Annotated in this window: 14 protein-coding genes, 6 tRNA genes and 4 rRNA genes; 2 read left to right on the top strand and 22 right to left on the bottom strand. The window is 40.4% G+C overall.

Annotated features, from left to right (window positions below):
• Positions 1–36 precede the first annotated feature (36 nt).
• From WAX86_RS03375 to WAX86_RS03300, 16 genes are all read right to left on the bottom strand, one after another.
• A tRNA-Sec gene (locus WAX86_RS03375) sits at positions 37–131 on the bottom strand.
• Positions 132–238: 107 nt separating this feature from the next.
• Positions 239–1,213 (bottom strand): sugar-binding transcriptional regulator, encoded by a 975-nt coding sequence (locus WAX86_RS03370; RefSeq protein ID WP_005300913.1) that lies wholly within the window; start codon positions 1,211–1,213, stop codon positions 239–241.
• A gap of 271 nt (positions 1,214–1,484) precedes the next feature.
• Positions 1,485–3,176, bottom strand: a complete 1,692-nt coding sequence (locus WAX86_RS03365; RefSeq protein WP_341489105.1) for an acyl-CoA dehydrogenase family protein — start codon at positions 3,174–3,176, stop codon at positions 1,485–1,487.
• Between the two features lie 240 nt (positions 3,177–3,416).
• A tRNA-Asp gene (locus WAX86_RS03360) sits at positions 3,417–3,493 on the bottom strand.
• Between the two features lie 32 nt (positions 3,494–3,525).
• Positions 3,526–3,641 (bottom strand): 5S ribosomal RNA (rrf, locus tag WAX86_RS03355).
• A gap of 79 nt (positions 3,642–3,720) precedes the next feature.
• Positions 3,721–3,836, bottom strand: a 5S ribosomal RNA gene (gene rrf, locus WAX86_RS03350).
• Positions 3,837–3,996: 160 nt separating this feature from the next.
• Positions 3,997–6,889: ribosomal RNA gene (locus WAX86_RS03345) — 23S ribosomal RNA — on the bottom strand.
• A gap of 342 nt (positions 6,890–7,231) precedes the next feature.
• Positions 7,232–7,307 (bottom strand) — tRNA-Ala (locus WAX86_RS03340).
• A gap of 30 nt (positions 7,308–7,337) precedes the next feature.
• Positions 7,338–7,413, bottom strand: a tRNA-Val gene (locus WAX86_RS03335).
• A 29-nt stretch (positions 7,414–7,442) separates the two neighbouring features.
• Positions 7,443–7,518: transfer RNA gene (locus tag WAX86_RS03330), tRNA-Lys, on the bottom strand.
• Between the two features lies 1 nt (position 7,519).
• Positions 7,520–7,595, bottom strand: a tRNA-Glu gene (locus tag WAX86_RS03325).
• Between the two features lie 97 nt (positions 7,596–7,692).
• Positions 7,693–9,244: ribosomal RNA gene (locus WAX86_RS03320) — 16S ribosomal RNA — on the bottom strand.
• The 16S, 23S and 5S rRNA genes sit together here with 5 tRNA genes alongside, the layout of an rRNA operon.
• 369 nt (positions 9,245–9,613) lie before the next feature.
• Positions 9,614–10,075 carry a prepilin-type N-terminal cleavage/methylation domain-containing protein gene (locus WAX86_RS03315; RefSeq protein WP_341489104.1) on the bottom strand — a complete coding sequence of 154 codons (462 nt, stop codon included), beginning with the start codon at positions 10,073–10,075 and terminating at the stop codon, positions 9,614–9,616.
• A complete protein-coding gene (locus WAX86_RS03310) occupies positions 10,065–11,351 on the bottom strand; it encodes a hypothetical protein (protein ID WP_341489103.1) in 1,287 nt (428 codons plus the stop codon). Before WAX86_RS03310 ends, WAX86_RS03315 begins: the two co-directional genes overlap by 11 nt.
• Entirely contained in the window at positions 11,351–11,977 is a 627-nt protein-coding gene (locus WAX86_RS03305) for a PilW family protein (protein WP_069530846.1), read from the bottom strand. Before WAX86_RS03305 ends, WAX86_RS03310 begins: the two co-directional genes overlap by 1 nt.
• Entirely contained in the window at positions 11,961–12,548 is a 588-nt protein-coding gene (locus WAX86_RS03300; protein ID WP_069530847.1) for a Tfp pilus assembly protein FimT/FimU, read from the bottom strand. Before WAX86_RS03300 ends, WAX86_RS03305 begins: the two co-directional genes overlap by 17 nt.
• Before the next feature lie 133 nt (positions 12,549–12,681).
• On the opposite strand from WAX86_RS03300, the gene WAX86_RS03295 reads away from it, so the two are divergent.
• The gene (locus WAX86_RS03295) at positions 12,682–13,098 is read left to right on the top strand and encodes a type IV pilin protein (RefSeq protein ID WP_341489102.1); all 417 of its coding nucleotides are present in this window, start codon (positions 12,682–12,684) and stop codon (positions 13,096–13,098) included.
• A 367-nt stretch (positions 13,099–13,465) separates the two neighbouring features.
• Here the strand turns inward: WAX86_RS03295 and WAX86_RS03290 are convergent, their stop codons facing one another.
• Entirely contained in the window at positions 13,466–14,359 is an 894-nt protein-coding gene (locus tag WAX86_RS03290; RefSeq protein WP_005300928.1) for a hypothetical protein, read from the bottom strand.
• Between the two features lie 233 nt (positions 14,360–14,592).
• Here WAX86_RS03290 and WAX86_RS03285 point away from each other — a divergent pair, with 233 nt between their 5' ends.
• A complete protein-coding gene (locus tag WAX86_RS03285) occupies positions 14,593–16,101 on the top strand; it encodes a DUF4832 domain-containing protein (protein ID WP_109375251.1) in 1,509 nt (502 codons plus the stop codon).
• Positions 16,102–16,133: 32 nt separating this feature from the next.
• On the opposite strand, the gene WAX86_RS03280 is transcribed toward WAX86_RS03285, so the two are convergent.
• The 5 genes from WAX86_RS03280 to WAX86_RS03260 are packed head-to-tail and all read right to left on the bottom strand — an operon-like array spanning position 16,134 to position 20,883.
• Positions 16,134–16,553 (bottom strand): hypothetical protein, encoded by a 420-nt coding sequence (locus tag WAX86_RS03280; RefSeq protein ID WP_036764348.1) that lies wholly within the window; start codon positions 16,551–16,553, stop codon positions 16,134–16,136.
• A 15-nt stretch (positions 16,554–16,568) separates the two neighbouring features.
• Entirely contained in the window at positions 16,569–17,678 is a 1,110-nt protein-coding gene (locus WAX86_RS03275; protein ID WP_107183705.1) for a glycosyltransferase family 4 protein, read from the bottom strand.
• A 59-nt stretch (positions 17,679–17,737) separates the two neighbouring features.
• Positions 17,738–18,943, bottom strand: a complete 1,206-nt coding sequence (locus WAX86_RS03270) for a glycosyltransferase family 4 protein (RefSeq protein WP_341489101.1) — start codon at positions 18,941–18,943, stop codon at positions 17,738–17,740.
• Positions 18,944–18,998: 55 nt separating this feature from the next.
• Complete coding sequence (locus WAX86_RS03265; RefSeq protein WP_341489100.1) at positions 18,999–19,505, bottom strand: hypothetical protein; 507 nt, start codon at positions 19,503–19,505, stop codon at positions 18,999–19,001.
• Complete coding sequence (locus tag WAX86_RS03260) at positions 19,495–20,883, bottom strand: capsular biosynthesis protein (RefSeq protein ID WP_341489099.1); 1,389 nt, start codon at positions 20,881–20,883, stop codon at positions 19,495–19,497. The genes WAX86_RS03265 and WAX86_RS03260 overlap by 11 nt, the downstream gene beginning before the upstream one ends.
• Position 20,884 lies beyond the last annotated feature (1 nt).

The raw sequence follows: 20,884 nt of genomic DNA, 5'->3' as shown, positions 1-20,884 counted from the left end.
ACAGGGAAGTGATAATAAAAAGATAAAGACAAAAAGTGGCGGAAGAACATAGGAGTCGAACCTACCCAGGACTGCTGGCAGCCCTACCCGGATTTGAAATCCGGACGCATCACCGGATACGCCGTTCTTCCTCAATTTGTGTGATGTATTTTATTGGTATAACCGATATGATGCAACCGTAAAAGTATAATTAAGCCAATTACGATTGCATATTAATAGTAGATGCTTAAAAAGAGCACTATTTCATTTGTTGATCTAAATTGAGAATCGTCAACGCATTACTTACATTGGTTGCCAACACGTCAACAACCCCTGAACGCAGAGCACCAAGCAGCGCCAATGCTTTACTGTTTTCCGCGGCAATAACGACAACTGTTGGAATATGACGCAACTCTTCCATACTCAAACCGATCACACGATCACTCATCATGGTATCGGCTTTATGACCTTGGCTATCAAAAAAGTCATATCCTGCAATATCACCAACTACGCCTTTACGAATTCGAGCTTCGACAATCTCTTGCGGGGAAAACCAGCCCAACTTCACCATATGACTATTTTCATTCATATCGCCCACCCCCACTAACGCAACATCAGCACGGCGAGCTCTATCCAATGTCTCTTTTACCGTACCATTTTTCATGAAGGCTTCTTTTACTGTGATGTCTTCAACATAGGCCGGAGCATACAGAGTTTCACTAATGCCATCGTATTTTTTCGCTAACTGACGGCAAATATGGTCAGCATTGATTGCATTTCCTGAGCGATGGGTACCACCAATACCACAAACAAAACGACAATTACGATGAGGTACCACGCCTACATGTCCGGCGATGGCTGCAACATTTCGACCTTGCCCAACCGTTACTACCATGTCATCGGTCAGTACTGAAGACAAATAGCTTGAAACCAAACTGGCCACTTGTTGACGTTGAGTTTCATCATCTGGCTGATCTAAAGCAATTAAAGCTCGCTTAAGATTAAAGCGCTCAATCAGTTGCTGCTCAAGCTTTTCACTAAAGACTGGATGGTATTTCACTGTAATCTCAACTACGCCTTCTTCACGGGCACGACGTAGCAAACGACCAACTTTGGCTCGTGACATACCAAACTTTTGTGAAATCTCTTCTTGAGTAGCACCATCTTGATAATAAGCAATGGCTATTTCGGTAAGTAAGTCACTATCGACATGATCAGTTGGAGCTGTGCTCATCAATATATCCTTAATGAAATCAGTACTAATGTAATCATATCACGATTGTAATCAGAGCCAGATAACAGATTCAACCAAGCACTTGTACAGCTTTTCTTGAATTTAACAGCAAAAAGATAACCATGATATTGCAACACAGTAGACCTTACTAAATAACAAAAATAACATATTGAATAATAAGAAATTAATAGTTTGTACAGCTTTTGGAGCATTGGAACTCAAGAGCTAAGTCTAACCATATATAATGAAAGATTTAGCTCTTGAAACAAGATTAATCGAGAGCAGTATAACTTCCAGATAAGCTATAAATAGACTGCCATAATGCTTTAAAACGTTCCTGATCGTGATGAGGTTTATGCTGCATTAAACGCAAAGCACTATATTGACCTGAGGTCGATGACGGCTTATTTGCGAGCGTTAATGCATAATGGGACATATCTCGAACTAAAACATCAAAGATTTCATTGATCAATATATCTTCAGTATCAAGGTGCTGAGCACGTTCTAAGATTAAGTGTCCATAAACAATCAGAGTAAAGCACTCTCCCATCGCCAAGATATAATCAACATCTCTAGCCTGATCCTGACTTGGCGAATGGTGTAATAAATAATCTTTGAAGGCCGCGATTTGCTGTTTAAAGATCTCAACATTCTCTAATTTAACAGCATCGTAAGTTTGCTGATAATCATGAAATTGAATCTTTCCTAGCCCTCGAGTTGGACCTTGATTAAAAAGAAAATCATCATTTGCAACATCATCTCGATGAGGGATAACAGGGTAATCTTTGGGATTAAACAGATAGTTCTGCATAAACTTCACAACAAGCGCCATATTCACGTGCACAGTTCCTTCTAGCTTAGGAAGCATACGGATCTCATGTGCTGCAGTTTCAAAAAATGGCTCTTGTTCAAATCCTTTTGCTGCTATAACATCCCACAAGTGGTTAATCACTTCCTCCCCCTGAGAAGTTACTTTCATTTTAACCATTGGATTAAACAGTAAGTAACGGCGATCATCTTGAGAGGCTGAACGCATATAATCACAAGCTCGTTCAGAAAAAAGCTTCATAGCACATAACCGAGCATAAGCATCCGCAAATAGACGTTGAATATGAGGGAAGTCGGTAACATATTTGCCGTAAATATTACGATGAGCAGCATGGTTAATTGCTTCATAAAAAGCATGCTCGCATAAACCAATAGAAGCAAACCCTAAATTGAATTTACAAATATTGATTGTGTTTAGCATATCATCCCAAGCTTTTTGTCCTCGCTCAGATATATCCTCAGCAGTGATCGGATAGTGATTAATCGTATATTCTGACACATGGATTTGCTCATTGACTGTATTCTTCACACAGGTGTATTGAGGGTGCTTAGAGTCAACGACAAAAAATACATAATCATCACTATTTTCAACCTTACCAAAGGTAGAGACTAAACCGGCCTCATTACCATTTCCGATATAATATTTGCTACCACTCCCCTCGAAATATCCATTACCTTTATCAACCAATTTCATTTCTGAAGAGTAAATATCAGCGCCATGTTCTTTTTCCGATAAACCAAAAGCGCAAACATGCCCCTCTTGTAATAGCTGAGCGGCTTTATGCTTCAGTTCCTCATTACTTCCAAGCCAAACAGGCGCTACACCAAGCATAGATACTTGAAAGGTGTACCAGTAAGTTATGCCATAAAAACCAATAATTTCAGCAAACTTAGTATTACGGTAAGTATCCCATCGAGCCGATGGATCACCATATCCTTCAGGTGTCATTAGCGTTGCAAGCACCTGATTCTCTTTCATAAAATCGACAAATTCATAATTCCAAACTTTATCATGCCAATCTTTTTTTATACTTTTCAGTCCTTTAGCTTCAAAGAAATCGATAACTTTCTGCATTAATTGCTGAGTTTCTTGATCTTTATAGTGAAAGTTATGTTTTTGAGGGTTAAATAACATCACATATCTCCTTTATAACACCTGAAATATTTTCATAGGTTACTTTTTCACCATACGCTTGAAGACAGAAAATCAGGTGACTATTTAAGCCATTTAGTTGGCTAAATCAGACTAATAATAGGTTTTGTGATAAAGATCAGACGTAAAATAGTTTAATGAGATTGGAAAAATGGAAGTTTTTAGATTCGACATATAGCAAAAAAGCCTGACTCTTTCGAATCAGGCCTTTTCTTAAATAAGTGGCGGAGCGGACGGGACTCGAACCCGCGACCCCCGGCGTGACAGGCCGGTATTCTAACCAACTGAACTACCGCTCCGCAGCGTGTCTATTCAGCTTATCGCAATAAGAATCTAGCAATGTCCTACTCTCACATGGGGAGACCCCACACTACCATCGGCGCAACAACGTTTCACTTCTGAGTTCGGCATGGGTTCAGGTGGTACCATTGTGCTATGGTCGCTAGAAAAATTCTTTAACTAAACAAAGTCTTACTATTATCGCTCTGTTTAATTTTCTACCGCTCAGCGGCAGACTTTAATTAAAGCTTGGCGATGTCCTACTCTCACATGGGGAGACCCCACACTACCATCGGCGCTGCTGCGTTTCACTTCTGAGTTCGGCATGGATTCAGGTGGTACCACAGCGCTAAGGTCGCCAAGCAAATTCTTTTTCGTTACGAGTGTCGAGATTTCTCGATACGAGACTCCTAACGTTACAATCTTAAAAACTGACTATCGCGATACTCGATAACTCGATTCTCGCGGTCTCAAACTTACATTCAAGTGTTTGTGGAGTCCGATAAAACCCCTTGGGTGTTGTATGGTTAAGCCTCACGGGCAATTAGTACAGGTTAGCTCAACGCCTCACAGCGCTTACACACCCTGCCTATCTACGTCGTAGTCTCCAACAACCCTTTAGGATACTTATAGTATCAGGGATGACTCATCTTGAGGCTCGCTTCCCGCTTAGATGCTTTCAGCGGTTATCGATTCCGAACTTAGCTACCGGGCAATGCGTCTGGCGACACAACCCGAACACCAGAGGTTCGTCCACTCCGGTCCTCTCGTACTAGGAGCAGCCCCTCTCAATCATCCAACGCCCACGGCAGATAGGGACCGAACTGTCTCACGACGTTCTAAACCCAGCTCGCGTACCACTTTAAATGGCGAACAGCCATACCCTTGGGACCGACTTCAGCCCCAGGATGTGATGAGCCGACATCGAGGTGCCAAACACCGCCGTCGATATGAACTCTTGGGCGGTATCAGCCTGTTATCCCCGGAGTACCTTTTATCCGTTGAGCGATGGCCCTTCCATACAGAACCACCGGATCACTATGACCTGCTTTCGCACCTGCTCGAACCGTCATTCTCGCAGTTAAGCGGGCTTATGCCATTGCACTAACCTCACGATGTCCGACCGTGATTAGCCCACCTTCGTGCTCCTCCGTTACTCTTTGGGAGGAGACCGCCCCAGTCAAACTACCCACCAGGCACTGTCCTCACCCCAGATGATGGGGCCAAGTTAGAACATCAACACTACAAGGGTGGTATTTCAAGGACGACTCCACGCAAACTGGCGTCTGCGTTTCAAAGTCTCCCACCTATCCTACACATGTAGGGTCAATGTTCAGTGCCAAGCTGTAGTAAAGGTTCACGGGGTCTTTCCGTCTAGCCGCGGGTACGCTGCATCTTCACAGCGATTTCAATTTCACTGAGTCTCGGGTGGAGACAGCGTGGCCATCATTACGCCATTCGTGCAGGTCGGAACTTACCCGACAAGGAATTTCGCTACCTTAGGACCGTTATAGTTACGGCCGCCGTTTACCGGGGCTTCGATCAAGAGCTTCGACTTACGTCTAACCCCATCAATTAACCTTCCGGCACCGGGCAGGCGTCACACCGTATACGTCATCTTTCGATTTTGCACAGTGCTGTGTTTTTAATAAACAGTTGCAGCCACCTGGTATCTGCGACTCTCGACATCTCCATCCGCGAGGGACTTCACCGTTAAGAGCGTACCTTCTCCCGAAGTTACGGTACCATTTTGCCTAGTTCCTTCACCCGAGTTCTCTCAAGCGCCTTGGTATTCTCTACCCGACCACCTGTGTCGGTTTGGGGTACGATTTCTTACTATCTGAAGCTTAGAGGCTTTTCCCGGAAGCATGGCATCAATGACTTCGCTACCGTAGTAGCTCGACATCGTATCTCAGTGTTAATGATGAACCGGATTTGCCTAATTCATCCACCTACGTACTTGGACCTGGACAACCGTCGCCAGGCTCACCTAGCCTTCTCCGTCCCCCCATCGCAATAGTAAGAAGTACGGGAATATTAACCCGTTTCCCATCGACTACGCCTTTCGGCCTCGCCTTAGGGGTCGACTCACCCTGCCCCGATTAACGTTGGACAGGAACCCTTGGTCTTCCGGCGAGGGAGTTTTTCACTCCCTTTGTCGTTACTCATGTCAGCATTCGCACTTCTGATACCTCCAGCACACTTTACAATGCACCTTCGACGGCTTACAGAACGCTCCCCTACCCAATGTGCATAAGCACATTGCCGCAGCTTCGGTGTATAGCTTAGCCCCGTTAAATCTTCCGCGCAGGCCGACTCGACCAGTGAGCTATTACGCTTTCTTTAAATGATGGCTGCTTCTAAGCCAACATCCTGGCTGTCTGAGCCTTCCCACATCGTTTCCCACTTAGCTATAACTTTGGGACCTTAGCTGGCGGTCTGGGTTGTTTCCCTCTTCACGACGGACGTTAGCACCCGCCGTGTGTCTCCCGGATAGTACTTACTGGTATTCGGAGTTTGCAAAGGGTTGGTAAGTCGGGATGACCCCCTAGCCTTAACAGTGCTCTACCCCCAGTAGTATTCGTCCGAGGCGCTACCTAAATAGCTTTCGGGGAGAACCAGCTATCTCCGAGTTTGATTGGCCTTTCACCCCTAGCCACAAGTCATCCGCTAATTTTTCAACATTAGTCGGTTCGGTCCTCCAATTGATGTTACTCAATCTTCAACCTGCCCATGGCTAGATCACTCGGTTTCGGGTCTAATCCTAGCAACTATGACGCCCAGTTAAGACTCGGTTTCCCTACGGCTCCCCTAGATGGTTAACCTTGCTACTAAAATTAAGTCGCTGACCCATTATACAAAAGGTACGCAGTCACAGGACAAGCCTGCTCCTACTGCTTGTACGTACACGGTTTCAGGTTCTATTTCACTCCCCTCACAGGGGTACTTTTCGCCTTTCCCTCACGGTACTGGTACACTATCGGTCAGTCAGGAGTATTTAGCCTTGGAGGATGGTCCCCCCATATTCAGACAGGATAACACGTGTCCCGTCCTACTCGATTTCACTGATAATGCGCTGTTGGTTACGGGGCTATCACCCTTTATTGCCATGCTTTCCAGCATGTTCACCTAACGCAAGATTAGCTTAAGGGCTAATCCGGTTTCGCTCGCCGCTACTGCCGGAATCTCGGTTGATTTCTCTTCCTCGGGGTACTTAGATGTTTCAGTTCCCCCGGTTCGCTTCACAATGCTATGAATTCACATTGAGATAACTGCTTATACAGTTGGGTTTCCCCATTCGGAAATCGTAGACTCAAGTGGCTCTTACTGCCTCATCTACGCTTATCGCAAGTTAGTACGTCCTTCATCGCCTCTGACTGCCCAGGCATCCACCGTGTACGCTTAGTCACTTAACCATACAACCCCAAGAGGTTTCGTATGGCTCAACAACCAAGGTTTTTATGTTTTCGCCGGACTCACTATTTGCTTTCACTTTTAAAAAGTGAAGACAAAAAATACAAGACACTTGAATGTGTTTGTTTTGAGAACTCGTTTTTATCTTTCGATAAAAACTTAAAATAAATCAATCATTCGATTGAATTTACTAGTCAGCTTTCCAGATTGTTAAAGAGCATTGTGTTTTTCTCTAAAAATAGAGTTTAAAACCACTTTTTAATAACTCTCAGAGTCGACAAAGCGATTCAACGAAGTATAACCTTCATTGAATCTGCGAATCCGTGCAGAAAATTATTAGAGAGTGGTGGAGCTAAGCGGGATCGAACCGCTGACCTCTTCGCTGCCAGCGAAGCGCTCTCCCAGCTGAGCTATAGCCCCAAATTGGGTCTTTCTTATCCTAAGAAAGAATGGTGGGCGATACCGGGCTCGAACCAGTGACCCCCTCCTTGTAAGGGAGGTGCTCTCCCAACTGAGCTAATCGCCCTCCGAAGTTTTACATCTTCGAGGAGAAGATGGTGGGTCGTGCAGGATTCGAACCTGCGACCAATTGATTAAAAGTCAACTGCTCTACCAACTGAGCTAACGACCCGTGGCGTCCCGTAGGGGAGTCGAACCCCTGTTACCGCCGTGAAAGGGCGGTGTCCTAGGCCTCTAGACGAACGGGACAGTGTTCGTACTTAATGTTATTGGGCAACATTAAGTGGCTCTCTACATTTTAACCAAGCAATCTGTGTGGACACTGCGTAAAACGCAGTCTTTTTTGTAAGGAGGTGATCCAGCCCCAGGTTCCCCTAGGGCTACCTTGTTACGACTTCACCCCAGTCATGAACCACACCGTGGTAAACGCCCTCCCGAAGGTTAAGCTATCTACTTCTGGTGCAGCCCACTCCCATGGTGTGACGGGCGGTGTGTACAAGGCCCGGGAACGTATTCACCGTGGCATTCTGATCCACGATTACTAGCGATTCCGACTTCACGGAGTCGAGTTGCAGACTCCGATCCGGACTACGACATACTTTCTGGGATTCGCTCCACCTCGCGGTCTTGCTGCCCTCTGTATATGCCATTGTAGCACGTGTGTAGCCCTACTCGTAAGGGCCATGATGACTTGACGTCGTCCCCACCTTCCTCCGGTTTATCACCGGCAGTCTCCCTGGAGTTCCCACCCGAAGTGCTGGCAAACAAGGATAAGGGTTGCGCTCGTTGCGGGACTTAACCCAACATTTCACAACACGAGCTGACGACAGCCATGCAGCACCTGTCTCAGAGTTCCCGAAGGCACACTCGAATCTCTTCAAGCTTCTCTGGATGTCAAGAGTAGGTAAGGTTCTTCGCGTTGCATCGAATTAAACCACATGCTCCACCGCTTGTGCGGGCCCCCGTCAATTCATTTGAGTTTTAATCTTGCGACCGTACTCCCCAGGCGGTCTACTTAACGCGTTAGCTCCGAAAGCCACGGCTCAAGGCCACAACCTCCAAGTAGACATCGTTTACGGCGTGGACTACCAGGGTATCTAATCCTGTTTGCTCCCCACGCTTTCGCATCTGAGCGTCAGTCTTTGTCCAGGGGGCCGCCTTCGCCACTGGTATTCCTTCAGATCTCTACGCATTTCACCGCTACACCTGAAATTCTACCCCCCTCTACAAGACTCTAGCCTGCCAGTTTCAAATGCAATTCCGAGGTTAAGCCCCGGGCTTTCACATCTGACTTAACAGGCCGCCTGCATGCGCTTTACGCCCAGTAATTCCGATTAACGCTCGCACCCTCCGTATTACCGCGGCTGCTGGCACGGAGTTAGCCGGTGCTTCTTCTGTAGGTAACGTCAAATAATGCAGGTGTTAACTACACTACCTTCCTCCCTACTGAAAGTGCTTTACAACCCGAAGGCCTTCTTCACACACGCGGCATGGCTGCATCAGGGTTTCCCCCATTGTGCAATATTCCCCACTGCTGCCTCCCGTAGGAGTCTGGACCGTGTCTCAGTTCCAGTGTGGCTGATCATCCTCTCAGACCAGCTAGGGATCGTCGCCTTGGTGAGCCATTACCTCACCAACAAGCTAATCCCACCTGGGCTAATCCTGACGCGAGAGGCCCGAAGGTCCCCCTCTTTGCTCCGAAGAGATTATGCGGTATTAGCTATCGTTTCCAATAGTTATCCCCCACATCAGGGCATATTCCCAGGCATTACTCACCCGTCCGCCGCTCGCCGCCCTTAACGTTCCCCGAAGGTTCAGTTAAGTCGCTGCCGCTCGACTTGCATGTGTTAGGCCTGCCGCCAGCGTTCAATCTGAGCCATGATCAAACTCTTCAATTAAAGTTTTGTTGTATCTACCGATACGGCTCAATGAATACTGTTAATTCATCATAAATGATGAATGAATTGACTGTGCTGATACCCTTCTTTATATAAAGAAGCGAATCAAATTGGTCACTCAGTTTCATTGATTAAATCTTTTAGACTAAATCATTTCACGAGTGCCCACACAGATTGCATGGTCAAATTGTTAAAGAACAATATCATCACAACCGCTCTTAATTCAGTGCTTTGTCGTGACAACAGGGATGCATTATAGGTAGATTTTCGTCTCTGACAATAGTTTTTTTGATAATTTTAAATGAACGAGGTTTTATTATTCATTTTTGTGATTTTTGCCAATTAGCACAGCAAATCACTGCCTTTAATTTAATCAAACTCACTGTATTTGGATAATGCAGTCTTAAGACTTACTGCTTGAGAGACTCCATGACGGTCAGACCAACTCACTTTTACTTCTATTGTTTTCAATGCAGAAGATAGAGCACTCAATCCCGCACTTGCATTAACTACTTTACAATCTAACTCAAAAACTGTCCCCACCGTTAATTCTGGTGATAGGCAATGCTTTAATTTAGATGTTACAGGATCATCTTCTGCTAATTCACTAAATGAAATTAGGCCAGTTGCTCCACTAACATTGCTAACCCGTGTTTGGTAATACTCCATTTGAGCTTCTGCTATATGAAGTGCATCTAACGTTTTTAATGCGTTTTCAGCTTTTACTTCCATATGAATTTGTAGTTTCATGAGACCGACCAAGCCAATCGCCAACACAATCATAGCAATCAGCACTTCCAGTAAACTAAAGCCTCTATGATTAGATGTCATTCCATGATCCCTCAACCCAATAGACATTTTTGGGCGGAATATTTGGGTTCAGCCCCCCCACAAATGTCAAATCAAATCCAGAATTAAGAATTGATAACCCGCCTCGAGTATCTAAAACTAACCCGCCACTTGGTCGAAATGAACCGTTTTGGAAATAGACGCCTTTCACCATATCAGCAGGCAGCATACCCACATTACTGGTGACTCCCGTCCATGCAGCTGTCATATCAGCGGTAGGATCGATTCCTAAATTGAATAAATGGTAAATGACACCATCAAATACTGCAGCCCCATTCACTGACATTACGCCATTTTCAACAACCAGAATTTTCGGCTCAGAAGATAGACCATTTAAACCCGCACCATTCACTAAATCACAATTGCCTTCAACCCACACTTTATCTGTTGGCGGCGAATCTGCTGTTCCTTCAAAAGCTTGTTTAATTTTGCTGTCACACCGTTTGGCTGTGACTATTCCCCCTGCTGAATTTACCTCATCTGCCGCCTCAACCGACCCCGTAATCACGGTAAACTCACTTTTTACTTCTGCAATTTCATCTCGAGATTTATAAAAAAAGCTTTCAAATGGGTTCATGTTAAGATCTTTAACAAAATCTAATTCAAGTGAACCATTAGCAGCTGGCGGCGTATCTTGTGCGTTAATATCAGCATCCCACGTATAAAGAGCAGCGTACGTATCCGTGGCATAATCCACTCCACATTGCCCAGAAAAACCAGAGTATGGCCCATTTGTTTCAGGATCATTCACCTTAATCGAGCCCCTAGCAAAAAAGTTTGCGCCATAACGCACAGAAACACACTTAAATTTACCATCAGGCAATGGCCCGTCCACATCCGGTTTAATGGTATATGAACCCACTAATTTCAAATCAGAAATTGCCTGTATCGCTCCTGTAGTACGAGAGTTGGTTTTAATCTTTTTATACAGTGTGGCTTGGCCTCTATTCTTCTGAAACGTTGATGTGATCAGATACTGAGTACCTGTAAGCAACGTAGCCGTTAAGGTTAAATCATTGCTGTCACACATATCATAAGGTTGTCCTGTTACCCCTAAACGCGGTGTATGGTTATTCAGCGCTATCGCACATTCTAAACCGCCTTCAGCACGCCAATGTAATTGGCGCTCTTCAACCTCATTCTGGGTACGCTTAATCTGATAAAAAACATTTTTATATGACGCAAGAGAAAACAACAATGACACCACCACCAGCATCACTGTGACTAATAATGTCGCCATTCCTTTTTGACTGTTCATTAGTTCCAATTCCTCGCTTTCAGGGTCGCCGAAACGGTCTTTGAATATTGGCTTTGATTCAAAGACGCACTCAGAGTGATATTCAATAATGTCGAATTGGCACTAGATGTCACCAATACTGTTGGTGTCACTGTAAAGTTAGAGAGCGTAAAGTGGGAGGTATCCAATAATGTTGAAACTGTTCCGCTTCCACATGTCGCATCAGCAGGCATCATCGTCAATCCTTTTGAAACGGTGTCCACACACATTTGAAGGGTCTGAGGCTGAGAAGCACTTAAGCGAAATTTCACTATTCGCCACTCGCTATTTTCATCTTCATAAATATAGCTGATGGCGTCATTTGAAGCAGGTACATTCAACGTTGAGACAGCGCCAGATAGTATTAATGAACCTGTTCCTTCGGCATTATAACCGGCACGTTGAACATCAGATTTAATCAAACGAATCGCATCATTCACATCTTGTGCTAGCATCAATTGCTTCATGCGCTCTGATGCCAAGTTCTGCCCCGTAATGAACACACTTGTTACACTCGCTAGTACCACTAAACCCAAACTGGAAGCAATTAAGAGTTCAACCAATGAAGCACCTTGTTGACGCGTAAAATGCTTAGCTACATCTTTCATAATTATAATAATCCCCACTGATGCCACACGTGCGGATACGTCCTGTCCGTTGACTCATAATCACTTTCAAATCTTTACCTGACTCTTTATAAAAAGAAAAATTGCCTAATTTGTTGGTCGTGGCCCGGACGGGATCAATCGTTTGTTCAACAAATGTGCTGCTCGATTTAATCGCAACATATTTGAAATCTTTACCATCAACTAAAGCAATAGCCGCAGATTTTGCCGAAGCAATACTATTCACTATCGCCGCTTCATCGGTCACGGCAAGTACCCAGGCCCCATCCGTTTGATAAACCGTTTCATTGGTATCATCTCGTACAAAATGCACTTTGAGTTTGGTATTACGCATCACTGCTTCTGATTTTGCCAGCACTAATACCCATTCCATTTCTGTTGCTAATTGCTTTACTTTATTACTGTCAATATATGAACTGAATGATGGAGTCGCAACCGCAATGATTATCACCATTAACGTAATAGTGATCAGCATTTCCAGTAGTGTAAATCCGCCAGCTTTCCGATAAATGTCGCATCGTAAATGTAATCGACATAGCATTTCGCGAGTCATACCTCAATTCCTTTTATAAACATGCCGATAGAGTAAGTTCAACTTGATTCACATGTTATCACCCCCGCAGAATGTAGAGGCATAAATTGAGAAGGATATCGAGTTAACTCGAATAATTGTGAGGTTAAAATTCATGAAACATCAAAAAGGCGTGACACTGATCGATATAATAATTACTGTAGCTATTCTCGGTATCATCGCTGCTATTGCATACCCCTCTTATCAAGTTCATGTACTTAAAGGGCACCGAAGCCAAGTGATAGCAGATCTAATAAAAGTACAACTAACATTAGAAGATAACTATACTCAAACAGGCTCTTACAATTATTCTATCATCACGGCTAATTCTTGTGCTTTTTGTGAAACAGATACCGCACGTTATCATATTTCTGTAGATGTAACAGGAACTGGGATGAACTATTATAAACTGATTGCGACTCCACAAGCCATCATGGGTCAAACCGATGATAAATGCGGTATATTAACGCTTAACGCAGCTGGAGTTGGCATAGCTACCAAAGGTGGAAAGGATATTGAAGGATGCTGGTAATAATTAAATCTATTTAACCACTAACGAGATGTTCTCTGCTTAGCCGACACTACGCTTACTGTATGTGAATTAAGATAATTTACCTTTTCTTCATAGTTCTTGGATAACTACTGACCCATCATTCCGGTAATGTAAAACTATCTATCATATCAATAGTTCGAGTTTTAATTTCAGCTAAGGAGTCAGTATGATTTTCAATAACAAGTAACATGATCCTGATTTTTCAAATATCAAGCTTCTTCAATAATTACGGGGATATTCAATTATAACTTTAAATAGAAACCTTAATTAACAGGCAACCATTGATTAAAGGGAACCAAATGAGTCAGTTCCCTTCTATATATTGCTCCAAACTGAAAATATCAACCTAAAAAAAAGGTTTTTCGATTTTTAACTTAACCATAGCTAAATATTTTATTTTTCTATAAATATTACTGTACTTGGTTAAAATATTCTTCGAGTCAATTACCGTCATATTTCCCCAGTATGACAAGGTATGAATGCCATCGCTGTAAGGTTCTACAGGCATCACATCTTTGTAAAACTCTTCTTGATAGCTTGTTGTTGATATGTCTGTGATTCTCATAATCTTCAAACTACCACCGTACGTAATCTCACAATTTTGACAAACTCGGTAATACTGTCCATTACGCTCAATAATAGGTCCGCCATTACGACCAAATGCTTTATTATTTGCTATTGGGGAACTTGGATGCAGTGTATAGTCGCCGAGCAGAGAATCTGATACATACAACTGCTGCTGGAACGCATTATCTGATGTTGATGTAAACAGATAAAATGTATCATCAATTCGCTTAATACAAGTATCGATAAACTTTGAACCACTTAATAGCGTTTTTTGTTTAATAAATTTCACACCATCAAACTTGTACAAAGTGATCTCATTGAGATCAGATGTTTCAACAATACAATATAGCTCATGGTCATCTTCAAAGACGAAAGGAAATGATTTATGTCCAACGATATTGCTGATATCTTCAAAGAAGTTGTATCGATTTCCCTCAAAATCAACACACTCAATTTTTCCATTTCCGTGAGAATAATCAAAGATTTCATAAGCAATATAAGATTTATTTTCAAACACAAAAACAAATGGATCTGCTTCAAAATCTTTATCAGTAAAATTAAACCACTGAATATTACATGCACTAAGGCCTTTTTCGATAACATCTAGTGGATGTTCATTAATCAAGCCAATACGCCAAAAATCCTGATCGGTAAATCTACTGAGTAAAGTCATTGAACCTTATTCCTTCATGTTGTTGTGTTTTATCATCTTATAAAATCACTATTAAATATAGTAAGCAGATAATCATAACTACTGCAAATAATTTATCATTTGAAAATTTACGTTCAAAAAACAATCGTATAATTGAAATGGTTATACTATATCTAAAAGCAATAAACGTTATTCACATACATAATGATAGTTAGTTTTAAGATTTACTACGTTAACTGATAAAGTGATTTTATATGTCAATATTAAATAAAAATTTCATCCCGATTTCTCTTATAAGCTTATTAGTTCCAATAACATCACATGGAATGTCTATCGAACACAGTCCAAAAGAGAGTTATGAGATAATTACAAATCCTGATATCGGAATTACAGATCATCAAACAATTAATATAAGACATAATAAAGACTGGAACATACCGAGTTACCCTGAAACTTCAGTTGTATATTACCGTTGGTATTGGGAGGAATTAGAGCCAGAAAAAGGGAAATATAATTTTAAGTTGATTGACGATACTATAAATGAAGCCAAAAAATTGAATAAGAAGATAGTTATCCGCTTCATGACGCTGGCTGGTCTTAACGAAACTTACTATGAAGATTCACCTAGAGCTGGGAAAAAAATTCTTGGTATTCCTTGCTGGCTCAAGCAACAAATCGACCCCAAATCTAAAAATGGTTGTCAAAACGATAATAGTTTCGTTGTAAATTATACCGATCCTAAATTTAAAAAGTCATTACAAAATTTCATTACAGCCATGGGGAATCGTTACAATAATAACGCTAACATTCTACGACTAGATGTTGGACTTATTGGTACTTGGGGTGAGTGGCATTTAGGAACATTTTATGATAATTCAAAATCTACATTAAAAGATTTAGGATATACAAACAAAGACTTAATACCATATATCCAAATGATGAAGCAAGCATTCCCTAATAAATCACTTACCATAGATTTAGGAACGACTAATGATAGTTTTACAGGTTATGCAACAAGAAATGGTTTAGGTTGGAGAGCAGATTGCTTTGGCGATTGGAGTCAAGGTTGGAATCATATGCAGCAAGCTTACCCAGAGACATTTAACCATATTTTAAAAAATAAAAGGAATGGTAATAATGAAACTGATCCTTATTTTTTAACCCGCTGGAAAAAAGCACCTGTAGACTTTGAAGTTTGTGACACCATGAAAGAGTGGGGAAACCAACCAAATATCTATACGGAAAAGAAGGTTAAACAGACTTTTGATAAAGCACTTTCATTACATGTATCATTAATGAATCTAAAATCTGATCCTATTCCTAAAAAATATCAAAAGATACTTAATCAATTTTTGACTAAAATCGGATATAGATTTGTATTAGAACATATTAAAATAACCAGTGATTTCCAGAAGAACACACCGATTACAATTTCATCGCAGTGGAAAAATGTCGGTGTTGCTCCAAGTTATAACAACTACCCTATCACTTGGCGTATTGTGAATAGCAAAGGTGAAGTCATTACTTATTATGATACTAAGAATGATGTTACAAACTGGCTTCCTTCAGAAAAATTAAATGATACAGCGCCGATTTATACTCAAAAAAATACATTTACATTACCAAAGACAATAAAAACTGGAAAGTACCTATTAGAGGTTGGGCTTGTTAAACCAGGAACACACGAAGCTGTCATTGGTTTAGCTATTGAAAATAAAAATAAAAACCGATGGTATCAATTACAAGAGTTTAATATTAAATAGAAAAAAGGCATGTGAGTAAGCATGCCTTTATTTTATTGTAAGAAATTAGCTTTAAAATAATCCCAAATACCAAATGAGAAATTTTTAAAAATATCAATACCTAATGCTGACTTAATTAAATACAATGTTAATACAGCAGACATAAATAGAAAAACGAGTATAACGACAAGAGAAATAACTTTAATAATCGTAGTTATAGATTTCTCACGTCGTTGCTCGATCCGACGATTTTTCCCAAGCAAAAAAACAGCATAATACCGCCACCTCCCAAGACCAAAAGTAGGCCTAAAGTCAATGTAATGCTCGCTAGTTCGGCTACTTGCTATAATAGCATCCTCAATTGCATTACGCTGAGTATCATCAAACGAATCCAAAATTTCATTTGGTATATGATAAAGAACTCGTTCAACAATACCTTGTTGGTTGTGACTTATTTTACTGTTAGAACTCATGCTATTCACCAGTACTTATTTATCATGCTCGGCCTGTTGAAAAACATTATAAGTCTGCTCAGCAATTAGATCCCAGTCATATTTTTGTAAATAATCATCATACGATATTAAAGGTTGACCAACAGACTCTATCAGTTTTTTTGCTAAATCATCACTATTTCCACAGGAAAAATAGCGATCATTAGGCAGATGAACTGCTTTATTAGCGGGGATATCACTAACTATAACAGGTAGAGAAAATGACATGGCTTCTAACAGGGCAATAGGCAAACCTTCACTGAAAGATGGTAATACGAAAGTATCTGCCTGAGAGAAAATACTATGCAGTTCTTCACCAGATAAAAATCCAGTTAGAACAACGCCAGAAGTCTCCTTTGCTACTTTTTTCAGGTCATCACTATACTCAGTTGGATGATCACAATCTCCAACTAGAACCAGCTTTTTATTAATCCCACTTTTCTTGTAGGCATCCAATAAAACATCTAGACCTTTTTCTTGAGAGAACCGACCGACCGCAACAACATAATCACGAGATTCTAGATCAAATTTTGATAAATACTCATTGATTTTATGCTGCTCAGGAAGCTGTGGCTTATGCACACCATTAAAGATTAAATGTGTATCTTTACGACCGTACTTTTCTTCCATTAAATTTTGCATAAAGTCTGAAATAACAATAACTTCAGATGCATATTTAACAGCACATCTTTCGCCAAGTCGTAAAACAAACTTAGCTAATTTACCCCACTTTTGATGATCATAATTCTGACTATGATGAGTAAAAACAACTTTTTTGCCAAACAATCTTAATAATGGCGTAACTAGACCCGGGCCAATGGCATGGATATGAACAATATCGGCTTTTTCTTTAATAGCATACAAGGCCGCTAACAACGAATGTAACGGTGCCTCTAATGATTTATTCGTAACCGAAGGTAAAGCCTTAAGTTTTACACCTAAATACTCACTTTCAGAATATGGCACATAGGGTTTTCGTGCTGTAACAGTAATATCCAAGTTGTATTTCTCAACTAAGAGTGGATATAACGATTGGCAATGAGATTCAACCCCACCTTGTACATTGGGAATACCTCGGGTGCCTAGGACCAAAATAGATTTATTCACAAGCTCTTCTCGTCAGAATAAAGTACCTACGCATTTGCAGGTACATATGATTATCAAAATTATTTAGAAAGTAGAGACTGATATAACTTTATCAATTCACGTTTATGCACATCTAAAGAATATTTTTCTAGAAGACGAGAGCGAGCTTTAAGTCCCATATCGGTAACCAGTTCACTATTATCAGCAAGAGCCTGCATTTTACTTGCTAAATCATTAGCATCGCCCGATTTAAACAGATAACCCGTTTCACCATCAAGGATCTGTTCTGGAATACCACCGATATTGGCTCCGATAACTGGTTTACCATAGCTCATAGCTTCTAGAACTGACATTGAACAATTTTCATTCCATTCAGAAGGAACAATAACTGCTTTAGCATTCTTGATAATATTAGTTAAAGTTTCACCAGTCTGAAAACCTAATAATTCTACATTATCAAAATTGTCTTTAAGATAATCAAACATCGGCCCAGTACCTAATACCTTAAGAGGGGTATCACCTGTTAGCTTTTTATGGGCTTCAGCTAAAGTTACAACGCCTTTTTCCTGAGTTAAACGCCCACAGAATAAGAAGTATCCACCATCTTCTCCAACTTCAGTAGCCGAAGCATCAATACCATTAACAATCACTTCCACATTCGCAGATGGAATTTGGCGCAAGATCATCGATTTCATAAAATCACATGGCGCGATAAACGCATCTAGAGCTTCATAGCTTTTCATCACTCGATGATACAAAGCTTCAAGAGAAAGAAGAATACTGCGAGGCCAAGAACCATCCTGCCATTGATATTTAAATAGATTAATATTACTACCAGAAATCCAATCTAAATCAATACTCTCACCTGCTGCTAACATGCTGTAATTAGGGCATACAGATTTATAGTCATGAGCAGTTAATACCGTTTTACAGCCATGCTTTTGAGCAACTTTGATTACCGATGGGGTAATTTGATGATAGATATTATGAAAGTGCACAATATCAGGCTTTTCTGCTTTAATAAGTTTCTCAAATTGTTCACAAGCATCTTTATTATGTACAAAATTAATAGCGACTTTTAAGCTATCAAAAATAGAGTGCTTGCCATGATAATCAACATTTTCAACAAAATACTCAGATTGTTCTGATGGAATATTTTTCTCATGCTTCATCGAAAAATCAATGACTTGGAACCCTGCTTCTTGTACCATTTCTCGCTCTTGGAAAAATACAGTTTCTGCACCACCATGCGGGAAGAAGAATTTATTAACAAATAAGACTTTCATGAACTACCAACTTTTAAATTATATAATTAATGACAATACCAATTTCAAATGCTAATTATTGGTAAGAACAATTATTGATTCTAATTACTTTCGCAGGATTTCCTACTGCAACTGAATTTTCAGCTATATCCTTAACTACAACAGCCCCTGCCCCTATTACTGCGTTGTCATCTATAGTTATATCACCAATAACAATAACTCCGGGACTTAATTCAACATTATTACCAATGACTGGAGATTTATAACATTCATTTTTAATATCATATTTACTTCCAATGGTAACATTATGCTTAATAATAGCGTTATCCCCGATAATAGAGTCTGAATTAATAACAATATTCTGAGGGTGATATAAAACCAACCCAAATCCAATTTTAGTTCTAGCTGGAATATCAAGACCACAGAAGAATTTAAATAGTTTTAAAATTAAAATATTCACTACAAATATTTTACCTACGAATCCTTTTGAATAAAATAGTGAAGCTAATCGAAAGTTAAGTATAAATAACTTTGCAGTAAGTCCAGAATTAATAGCAAGTTCTGCTTTTAATTTATTCAGCATGATAAACCTCACTTTTTATTAACGTTATTTTCCTGATAATTAGCATCGCACCTAATACAAAGAAAAACTGAAATTGAAATACAGGTATAAGAGCCAACAGAGGCGAATATGGTAATGTTATTAAACCAGATATTATAAAAGCAATAAATGCTGGTTGATATGATAAAAGCTCTATATCCGCTGTTGACAAGTTATGTTTAGAAAATGTAGGTATAGGATTCGATTTTATAATAATAATCATAATAATCGATAACAGAACTACTGTACCAATTAGACCGATTTCCCATAGAAAAATAGCTAATGCTGTAGAGCCAAGACTTAACTCGAATAACATAGCTATATAGCCCGGATTTGATCCCCCGGCATTAGAACTATTTAATCCATAGCCAAAAAGTTGATTCCCGAAGCCATGGATATCTGAATGCTGAAACCAAAAAGCAAGAGCTGTTACACGTCCTAGTTCATCTAAACTTCCATCAATTCCATCAATAATAATATTGGGATCAAAAATATACCCTATGTTTTCAAGGAAAATATCGATAATACCCTTTGATTGGGATTGAGCTCCACCGGAAAAACTCAGTGACAATATAGTAATTACCAACATAAGCAATAACACTATACCTAGCATTGATAATAAAATCGCCTTAAAATCAATAGCTTTAATTTCTTTTATATAGCTTGGCTTTACATACACATATAATAAAAAGAAAGGTGCAAGCAAGGTTACAAATTTAATCTCTGCAACAATACATATACCAAATCCAATAGCGAAATGGAGCAATAATGATGATAGCTTAGCAACACCATGCTTATACTCAGATAGTTTCATCATCATGATAAGCAAGGTAAATAGACCCATAGCAGCACCATTTCCCCCACCAACCATGCTACCGCCAAAACTACCAACAACAGAATCCCAAGAGTCCATTTCACCCATTGATGCAGCACGAGCAGGTACTACAATAAGTACCTGATAAATGACTAGAGGTATCTGTGCATAAAAAATCCAATACATCATCTTACAAATACGATGTAACTGAGACTCACGACAAAATCCAAGTAATAAACAAGGTAATAATAGAAAAATACCTAAACCATTCTTTATACCAATTATGGTTGTTTTAACCCCCTCTTGGATTAAAGAGCTCGTTACGGCTAAGATGATAAAACCTATGAATAAAACTAAGACGATAACTTCAACTTGATCTAAAGGCTCAAAGTTATATCGAGTCTGTAATGGTACTAAAGCTACCATTAGCATAGTCATCAAAAACGGAAGCCATAGAAATGCGTCAACACCAGTGAAATATTGAGCAGTACCACTGAAAACAAGTGTTATAAACACATATATTTGAAAGAATAGTCCAGTATTCATT

The sequence above is a fragment of the Photobacterium damselae subsp. damselae genome (assembly GCF_038086725.1).
GTDB lineage: Bacteria > Pseudomonadota > Gammaproteobacteria > Enterobacterales > Vibrionaceae > Photobacterium > Photobacterium damselae.
This window is presented reverse-complemented; position numbering and strand designations above follow the sequence as displayed.

Excerpts from the sequence above, each read along its gene's own strand:
- WAX86_RS03370 (WP_005300913.1), bottom strand. The coding sequence starts at position 1,213 with ATGAGCACAGCTCCAACTGATCATGTCGATAGTGACTTACTTACCGAA.
- WAX86_RS03365 (WP_341489105.1), bottom strand. The coding sequence starts at position 3,176 with ATGTTATTTAACCCTCAAAAACATAACTTTCACTATAAAGATCAAGAA.
- WAX86_RS03315 (WP_341489104.1), bottom strand. The coding sequence starts at position 10,075 with ATGACATCTAATCATAGAGGCTTTAGTTTACTGGAAGTGCTGATTGCT.
- WAX86_RS03310 (WP_341489103.1), bottom strand. The coding sequence starts at position 11,351 with ATGAACAGTCAAAAAGGAATGGCGACATTATTAGTCACAGTGATGCTG.
- WAX86_RS03305 (WP_069530846.1), bottom strand. The coding sequence starts at position 11,977 with ATGAAAGATGTAGCTAAGCATTTTACGCGTCAACAAGGTGCTTCATTG.
- WAX86_RS03300 (WP_069530847.1), bottom strand. The coding sequence starts at position 12,548 with ATGACTCGCGAAATGCTATGTCGATTACATTTACGATGCGACATTTAT.
- WAX86_RS03295 (WP_341489102.1), top strand. The coding sequence starts at position 12,682 with ATGAAACATCAAAAAGGCGTGACACTGATCGATATAATAATTACTGTA.
- WAX86_RS03290 (WP_005300928.1), bottom strand. The coding sequence starts at position 14,359 with ATGACTTTACTCAGTAGATTTACCGATCAGGATTTTTGGCGTATTGGC.
- WAX86_RS03285 (WP_109375251.1), top strand. The coding sequence starts at position 14,593 with ATGTCAATATTAAATAAAAATTTCATCCCGATTTCTCTTATAAGCTTA.
- WAX86_RS03280 (WP_036764348.1), bottom strand. The coding sequence starts at position 16,553 with ATGAGTTCTAACAGTAAAATAAGTCACAACCAACAAGGTATTGTTGAA.
- WAX86_RS03270 (WP_341489101.1), bottom strand. The coding sequence starts at position 18,943 with ATGAAAGTCTTATTTGTTAATAAATTCTTCTTCCCGCATGGTGGTGCA.
- WAX86_RS03265 (WP_341489100.1), bottom strand. The coding sequence starts at position 19,505 with ATGCTGAATAAATTAAAAGCAGAACTTGCTATTAATTCTGGACTTACT.
- WAX86_RS03260 (WP_341489099.1), bottom strand. The coding sequence starts at position 20,883 with ATGAATACTGGACTATTCTTTCAAATATATGTGTTTATAACACTTGTT.